This is a genomic window from Nostoc sp. CHAB 5715, from assembly GCF_020829685.1.
Lineage (GTDB): Bacteria > Cyanobacteriota > Cyanobacteriia > Cyanobacteriales > Nostocaceae > Nostoc.
This window is the reverse complement of the sequence record NZ_JAIVFR010000491.1, coordinates 1-5,534: the sequence shown is the minus strand read 5'-3', so window position 1 is coordinate 5,534 and position 5,534 is coordinate 1. Positions and strand designations below refer to the sequence as shown.

Here is a 5,534-nt window from a genome sequence, read left to right as displayed (position 1 = left end):
AACATCACGCGTATGTCCGAGGCTGATTTTGAAAGGAAATACCGTCAAAAGACCACTGAATCAGTAAAAGCTGAGATACAAGCCATCACCTCAGACGAATCGGTGAATCCTGACGTCGCGATCTGGGAAGCCAAAGAAATCGCAAAAACTGCAAAAAGCCAGTCATTTGAAAAGCTGGACAAGGTAGGCCATGCTGCTTACTGGGAAACCCCTGTAAATGTGCTGCACGTGTATGCCGCCAATGTGGCTTTCAGTATAACAGTTAACCTCGGTCAGGACCCGGAGGTGAATAAGGAGAAGGCCATCGCCCTGGCCGCCATTGTTTTTCAAAAACTAAAGTCTTAACCCACGCGATGCCATTGTTAAAATTACTTCCACGGCAATTTGTGGTTCAGATTTGCATATTTATGACGGCTACATTCCCACCATGCAAAAGGGCGATATCCTTGGTCATGAATTCATGGGGGAAGTCGTAGAACTTGGAAGTGCGGTTAAAAATGTCAACGTAGGCGATCGCGTCGTTGTTCCTTTCACTATATCTTGCGGTAGCTGCTTTTTCTGCAATCGGGATTTGTGGTCACTGTGCGACAACTCTAACCCCAATGCTTGGTTAGTAGAAAAGCAAATGGGGCATTCGCCAGCAGGTCTATTTGGCTACTCTCATTTATTCGGCGGTTACGCCGGTGGTCAAGCAGAGTATGCACGAGTACCCTTTGCCGATGTAGGCTTGCTCAAAATTCCCGATGGTTTAACGGATGAGCAAGTGCTATTTTTAACAGATATTTTCCCCACTGGCTACATGGCAGCCGAGAACTGCAACATCAAACCCGGTGATATTGTCGCCGTTTGGGGTTGTGGCCCAGTCGGACAATTCGCTATTAAAAGCGCATATATGCTTGGTGCGGAACGTGTACTAGCTTTTGACCGCGTTCCCGAACGTCTGCAAATGGCTAAAGAATACGGCAAAGCAGAAGTTCTCAACTACGAAGAAGTAAATGTAGGCGAAGCACTTAAAGAAATGACTGGCGGTCGTGGCCCCGATGCTTGCATAGATGCAGTAGGAATGGAAGCACACGGCACAGACTTTATGGCGTTTTACGACCAGGTAAAGCAAGCAGTACGTCTCGAAACAGACCGTCCGACGGCATTACGGCAAGTAATAGTGTCTGCTGCTAAAGGTGGTCACGTATCACTTGCGGGTGTGTACGGTGGCTTTTTAGATAAAATCCCAATGGGTGCTGCCATGAACAAGGGATTAACCTTCAAAATGGGGCAAACGCATGTCCATAAGTATTTACGACCCTTGTTAGAGCGGATTCAAAACGGTGAAATCGATCCAACCTTTATCATTACCCATACTTTACCTTTAGAACAAGCGCCCCACGGCTACGAAATTTTTAAGCACAAGAAAGATAACTGCATCAAAATTGTACTTAAACCGTAGCAGGGAATGGGGAGTGGGGAATAGGGAATGGGGGAGCAGGGGGAGATAAGGGAGTGATATCATATCCGATAAATTACTTGTGATATGTCATTGCGAGTGGAACGAAGTGAAACGAAGCAATCACAACGTCTGGAGCGATTGCTTCACTCCGTTCGCAATTGACAACTGTTTAACCGGACGTGATATGAGGGAGTGAGGGACAAGAATTAATAACCAATGCCCAATGCCCAATGCCCAATGCCCGATGCCCAATGCCCAATACCCAATGCCCAATGCCCAATGCCCAATGCCCAATGCCCCATGCCCAAAGTTAAAAGTATAAAGAGGCAAAAAATATGTCTGATAAAACCGTTATTAAAGTAGACTCTAGCCATTCGCCTAAAGGTGAACTTGGTCAAAAATATCTTGCATCTGGCAAAACCGTTTCTATGCGCCTGTGGGAGAATGAGCAACCGAACGAACCTAAAGAGCCAGCAGCGCGAGAATATGAAACTGTTGGTTATGTAATTACTGGTCGTGCAGAATTGCATATTGAAGGGCAAACGGTTTTACTAGAGCCTGGGAGTTCTTGGGTAGTACCAAAAGGATCTAGTCACACCTATAAAATTTTAGAATCATTCACTGCTGTTGAAGCAACCAGTCCACCCGCTCAAGTTCACGGACGAGACGAAAACTGATTTGCAGTTATCTGAAGTTTTGCGATCGCTAAAAACTTATAGCCGCTTTCAATGGCATCAAATATAGAGGGTTCGTAGGGGAACAACATTCTTGTTCCCCTTTTTACCATGATTTGTGGCTTAGAAAGAATTGCACAAAATGTCAGGCGATCGCAAGGCTTACTTTTAACTTGCCATCAGCCTCTAGCCTAGTAAAACCTGACAATGGGCTTTATACCTTTATTGAAAGAAAACAGAGCCTTCTAAAATCCATTGTTAGACAGAAGTAAAACCAAATAAATCTAAATCGAAATACTTATTTAAAAGTAATTTTTTTGTCTGACTAGAGGCTGATGAAGATAAAAGATTTAATTAGTTTCCTAGAAAGGAGAAGCAACACAAAATATCAGATGAAAGCGCAACTGTTTGATTTTGTGTCAGACAATTTGCAAATAACGAGGAATTCAAATGTTTTTCCACAAAAAACGGTTACAGTACTTCACACCACCAACAAATCCCGATCCCGTTTATGCCAAGAAGCTACAAGAACTCATCGGCGGCAGCTTTGGTGAAATGACCGTAATGATGCAGTATCTGTTTCAGGGTTGGAACTGTCGAGGCCCTGCTAAGTACCGAGATATGCTGTTGGACATCGGAACAGAGGAAATTGGTCACGTCGAGATGTTAGCCACGATGATTGCCCATCTGCTGGATAAAGCACCGATCAAATACCAAGAGGAAGGTGCAAAAGATCCAGTTGTGGGTGCCGTTATGGGAGGTAGTAACCCAAGGGATGTGATTGCGGCGGCTATTAACCCACAGCATGCCATTGCCTCAGGTGGAGGTGCTTACCCGGCTGACAGTGTTGGCTTCCCGTGGAACGGTCGCTTCATTGTCGCCAGTGGTAACCTATTGGCAGACTTTCGTTCTAATCTCCATGCCGAATCTCAGGGTCTTATACAGGCTGTACGGTTGTATGAGATGACAGACGATCCAGGAGTCAAAGACCACCTCAGCTTCATGATTGCCCGCGACACCATGCATCAAAACCAGTGGCTAGCGGCGCTTGAAGATCTCAAAAGTGAAGGGTTTGAGGAGACAGTTGTTCCCAATGTCGCATACGAATATGGGAAGAACGAGTTTGCCTATCAGTTCTGGAATCACTCAGAAGGAACTGAAAGCGCCGAAGGGCGTTGGGCAAAAGGCCCTTCAATGGATGGCAAAGGCGAATTCGAGTATGTGGAAAATCCCCAACCACTGGGGCCAGAACCCGAACTACCCCAGCCCGACCCACGCCTGCATGGTACACCGAAAACGCCACAGGCACAAGGCAACAGTTCGAGCGCACCCCCTTTAGTTGAGCGTACAACAACTATCGGTGGCTAATCATTGGCATGAAGTAGCATTCACACCTGTTCTAATAAGACTTGATTTCCCCAATTCTCCTTCCAAAGGAGGGTTGGGGAAATTTTGGCAGATAAACATGCATCAGCTAGTAGGGGCACAGCATTGCTCATACGTGTCAACTTAAGCTAAAAATAGCTTAACTGTTGGCTGACTCAACCGCCTTGAACTAAAGTTCAAGGCTAAAAGCTAAAGTCTACTGAAGTAGACTAAAGATTTTTTGCTATATTCAGTAGATCACAAACTTTCAGAAACTCACGCAAGAATAAGGGTTTTAGCCATCGTGAATTTTTGGGAAGCAGCCTTGGTTTCAGCGCGATCGCTTTGCTCCCAACTTACGGTATCGCCTGAAATGCTGATTAATCGCTGATTTTCTAGTGTCTGGGTGTTTTGTTGAAATGTCCATCTGGTACGGGTTCTAAAAAACTTTGTGATCTACTGATATTTAGTCATCTTTAGATGACTTCCGCTATTAGCAAGGAACTTCAGTTCCTTGCGGGACATGGCTTTTACGTTAAGTTGACACGTATGAGCAATGCTTTACCCCTACGACAGATGTGGTTCAAATACATGAAAACTGCTGTAAGAACAATGCGTTCGCCAAAATAACAAATGCGATCGCCTTTCACTAATTTCTCAACAAACCTCATGCGCTGCGGAATATATGCTATAATTTTGCATCAGCATTTCCTATTGCATTAATCGCAACCTCCAAGGCGATCGCCACATGAGTCCAATGAGTCCCCCCCTGGCAATAAACCACATAGGGTTCACGCAAAGGCCCATCTGCTGATAATTCCAAGGTACTCCCTTCAATAAATGTCCCCCCAGCCATGACTACCTGGCTCTCATACCCCGGCATTTCATCTGGAACAGGGTCAAGATAGGAACCGATGGGAGAATGCTGTTGTATCGCCTTACAGAAAGCAATTAGCTTTTGGGCAGAACCGAGTTTGATTGCCTGAATTACATCCCCACGGGGAGCAAGGGGAGCGGGATTCACTGGATAACCGAGTTTGTCAAATACATAACCAGTCAGATAAGTCCCTTTCATCGCCTCTCCTACCATTTGCGGAGCCAGAAATAAGCCTTGGAACAGCAGGCGATTTTGGTCAAAAGTAGCACCACCATAACTCCCGATACCAGGAGCGGTGAGGCGACAAGCCGATGCTTCCACTAAGTCGGCGCGACCGGCAACATAACCGCCAGCACTGACAATAGTACCACCAGGATTTTTAATCAATGACCCCGCTATTAAATCAGCACCTACAGCTGTAGGTTCCTTTGTTTCAATAAATTCGCCGTAGCAGTTATCCACAAAGCAAACGGTGTTCGGGTTTTGCTGTTTGACTAAGTGGACGATTTTTTCAATATCGGCAATTGATAAACTAGGACGCCAAGAATAGCCACAAGAACGCTGAATTAACACTAAACGAGTGTTTTCGGCCACATTAGTACTTAAAGATTGCCAATCTATAGTTCCTTCTGTGGTTAGCTCCAATTGGCGGTAATTTATGCCAAACTCGATTAGAGAGCCTTGACCTTGACCCCGTAAACCAATGACTTCTTCAAGCGTATCGTAGGGAGAACCGACCACTGCTAACATTTCATCTCCAGGACGGAGAACACCAAACAAAGCACAGGCGATCGCATGAGTTCCCGAAACGAACTGCACCCGCACGGCCGCAGCTTCGGCGCCCATAACTTCAGCAAAAACTTTATCTAAAGTTTCTCGTCCTAAATCATCGTGACCATAGCCACTTACACCAGCAAAGTGGTGTGCGCCCACACGGTGATTACGAAAAGCATCCAGCACTCGTTTTAGATTATGCTTGACCTGAGCGTCAATTCCAGAAAAAATTTCTAATAGTGCCTGTTCTGCTTGCCGCAGCTGTTCTAAGCTGTTCATCAGTTCCTCGTTCAAAAAAAATTAAATTTATAGATATGCGGATTTTAAGATCGCGCAGACTAGGCTGGAAAATCCAAATTCAGGTTACTGCATGACAATTGCTACTTCAACCAAACCTCAA

4 protein-coding genes and 1 pseudogene are annotated in these 5,534 nt (G+C 45.4%); 4 read left to right on the top strand and 1 reads right to left on the bottom strand.

The window, feature by feature from the left end:
* The 4 genes and pseudogenes from LC574_RS24105 to LC574_RS24090 all read left to right on the top strand — a co-directional run.
* The coding region (locus LC574_RS24105) for a hypothetical protein (RefSeq protein WP_229456085.1) at nt 1–345 on the top strand (345 nt) is incomplete at its 5' end.
* A pseudogene (locus tag LC574_RS24100) lies at nt 341–1,444 on the top strand (zinc-dependent alcohol dehydrogenase); the annotation flags it as partial. The gene LC574_RS24105 and the pseudogene LC574_RS24100, both read left to right, overlap by 5 nt.
* A 335-nt stretch (nt 1,445–1,779) precedes the next feature.
* Entirely contained in the window at nt 1,780–2,121 is a 342-nt protein-coding gene (locus LC574_RS24095) for a cupin domain-containing protein (protein WP_229456084.1), read from the top strand.
* A gap of 447 nt (nt 2,122–2,568) precedes the next feature.
* Entirely contained in the window at nt 2,569–3,486 is a 918-nt protein-coding gene (locus tag LC574_RS24090; RefSeq protein WP_229456083.1) for a manganese catalase family protein, read from the top strand.
* A gap of 685 nt (nt 3,487–4,171) precedes the next feature.
* Here the strand turns inward: LC574_RS24090 and LC574_RS24085 are convergent.
* Complete coding sequence (locus tag LC574_RS24085; RefSeq protein ID WP_229456086.1) at nt 4,172–5,413, bottom strand: methionine gamma-lyase family protein; 1,242 nt, start codon at nt 5,411–5,413, stop codon at nt 4,172–4,174.
* Between the last annotated feature and the right edge of the window lie 121 nt (nt 5,414–5,534).